The 2,521-nt window shown below is 71.9% G+C and carries 2 protein-coding genes; one reads left to right on the top strand and one right to left on the bottom strand.

Going from position 1 to position 2,521, the window contains the following annotated elements; all coding sequences use genetic code 11:
- Positions 1-157 precede the first annotated feature (157 nt).
- Positions 158-877, bottom strand: a complete 720-nt coding sequence (gene araD / locus ACFWEP_RS34025; RefSeq protein WP_387376081.1) for an L-ribulose-5-phosphate 4-epimerase AraD — start codon at positions 875-877, stop codon at positions 158-160.
- A 454-nt stretch (positions 878-1,331) separates the two neighbouring features.
- Here araD and ACFWEP_RS34020 point away from each other — a divergent pair, with 454 nt between their 5' ends.
- Entirely contained in the window at positions 1,332-2,369 is a 1,038-nt protein-coding gene (locus ACFWEP_RS34020; protein ID WP_387376078.1) for a LacI family DNA-binding transcriptional regulator, read from the top strand.
- Positions 2,370-2,521: the final 152 nt, after the last annotated feature.

Raw genomic sequence — 2,521 nt, 5'->3', positions numbered from 1 at the left:
CGGCGTGTCGCGCCGGAGCGGACCGGGGACCCGTCCTTTCCCGCCCGCCGGAGCGGAGCGAGGGACCCGCGCTCCTCCACCCGCCCTCCTCAGAGACGACCGGACCATGACCGCCATGAACCGCCGGCTCTCCCCGGGTGAACCCCGCGTGCGAGTGTCAGGGGTTGCCGTAGTAGGCGTCCGGCCCGTGCTTGCGGGTGAAGTGGCGGTCCAGCAGATGCTGGGGCGGCGGCGTCGCTCCGGCGCCGGCCGGCCGCAGCGCGAGCGTGTGCAGCGCCATCTTGGCCACCGCCTCGCAGACGATCGCGTTCTCCAGCGACTCGGTGGCGGTGGCTCCCCAGGTGAACGGACCGTGGCGCGAGACGAGCGCGCCCGGCACCTCGCGGGCACGTCGGTCGTCGCCCTCCAGCATGGTGACGATGACCTGGCCGGTGTTGTACTCGTAGTCCTCGGCACACTGTTCGGCGGTGAGGTCCGAGGTGACGGGGACGGGCCCGTTGAAGGTGTCGGCGTGGGTCGTGCCGAGTACGGGTATGGGCACGCGCGCCTGGGCGAAGGCGACGGCGTGTTCGGAGTGCGTGTGTGTCACCCCGCCGATGGACGGGAACGCCCGGTAGAGACAGCGGTGGGTCTCGGTGTCGGTGGACGGACGCAACCGCCCCTCCACCACACCGCCGTCGTCGAGCGAGACCACCACGAGGTCCCGCTCGGTGAGTTCGGCGTAGGACACGCCGGAGGGCTTGATGACGAAGACCCCCGACTCACGGTCCACCGCACTGACGTTTCCCCAGGTCAGTGTTGCCAGCCCGGCCTGCGGAATCCTCAGGTTGGCGGCCAGCACCTCACTGCGCAGTGCGCGGAGTGTGGTCTCGCTCATGACGCGTTCACCGTCTCTCTGGACCATCTCTCTGACAAGGACGACAACAGCCGCACCCCGGAACACACGGACGGGCCGACCCGGCCCCGCACGTCCCGCGCTCCGCCGGGCACCCGGTTGTCGATACGCCGGCACGCCTCGAAGTCGAGCGCCGCGACGTCCGAGCTCCATGACGTCCGCGCTTCATGACGTCACACGTACTGACGCAGCTAGATTGTGAGCGCTAACATGACGTGAACTCAAGCCCCTGGCGGTAACCGACAAGGATCTTGGCGCTCGGGAAGGACCACGATGTGAGCGCGCACTCACCGGGAGACGGCGCTCCGCCGCAGCGGCCTTCGTGCACCTGCACACGACAGGTACCTTGAGGTCGACGTTCTTCCCCCCACGCCCCGGTCTCCACAGAGAGGAAACGGATTTGCCCCGGCCCGCAGACGCCGCGAGAGCACCCACGATGGCGGACGTGGCACGCGTGGCAGGCGTGTCGCACCAGACCGTCTCGCGGGTCCTGAGCGAGCATCCGAACGTGAGCGTCAAGACCCGCGCCCAGGTGACCGAGGCCATCGAGCGGCTCGGCTATCGCCGCAACTCGGCGGCCCGTGCGCTCGCGACCCGGCGCACGCACACGCTCGGCGTCATCGCCGTCAACACCACGCTCCACGGTCCGGCGAGCACGCTCGCCGGCGTGCAGGAAGCGGCACGCGACCGGGGCTATCTCGTCTCGGCCGTCACCCTGCGGGTGGCCAGCCGGGCGGCGCTCACCGAGGCGATGGAACACCTCAGCGCGTGGGGCGTGGAGGGGATCATCGCCATCACACCCCAGCGCGACGCGGTGCGCGCGCTCACCACGCTCCAGGCTCCCTGCCCCGTGGTGACCGTGGAGGGCGGGCACGATCTGGACCTGCCGGGTGTCTCCCTCGACCAGGAGCTCGGGGCGCGCATGATCACCGAACACCTGCTCGCCTCCGGCCACTCCACCGTCTGGCACGTCGCCGGACCCCGCGACTGGCTGGAGAGCGAAGCCCGGACAGCCGGCTGGGAGGGTGCGCTCCGCGAGGCGGGCGCCGAGATCCCGACCCCGCTGCGCGGCGACTGGAGCCCGATGTCCGGGTACCGGGCAGGGCAGCAGCTCGCCGGGCGTGTCGCCTCCTCGCCGCAGGGTCCCGGGCTCACGGCCGTCTTCGTGGCCAACGACCAGATGGCCCTCGGCGTGCTGCGCGCCCTGCGGGAGGCGGGCTTCCAGACCCCGCAGGACGTGGCGGTGGCCGGGTTCGACGACATCCCGGAGGCGGAGTTCTTCCCCCCGCCGCTCACCACGGTCCGCCAGGACTTCGCCGCGCTCGGCCGCAACAGCATCGCCTTGCTGCTGGAGCACATCGAGGGAACCGCCACCGGCACCGCACACCTCACCGTCGCGCCGGAACTCATCGTGCGTGCCAGCACCGCACGCCGGCAGGGGGCCCGGCCCGCGGCGCGCGAGGGCGGCACGTGATCGGGCGCGGTCGCCCGTCGTGAACAGGGGCGGAACGGCGGAAGCTCTCCGCCCTCCCCACCACCGCCGAGGTACGCCGCCCGTCACGGGACGAGCCCTCCCGCGCCGGGGCGAAGCGGCGGCCCCCGACCGCCGGGGACCTCTCCGGTAGC

This window comes from Streptomyces sp. NPDC060198, assembly GCF_042728415.1.
GTDB lineage: Bacteria > Actinomycetota > Actinomycetes > Streptomycetales > Streptomycetaceae > Streptomyces.
This window is presented reverse-complemented; position numbering and strand designations above follow the sequence as displayed.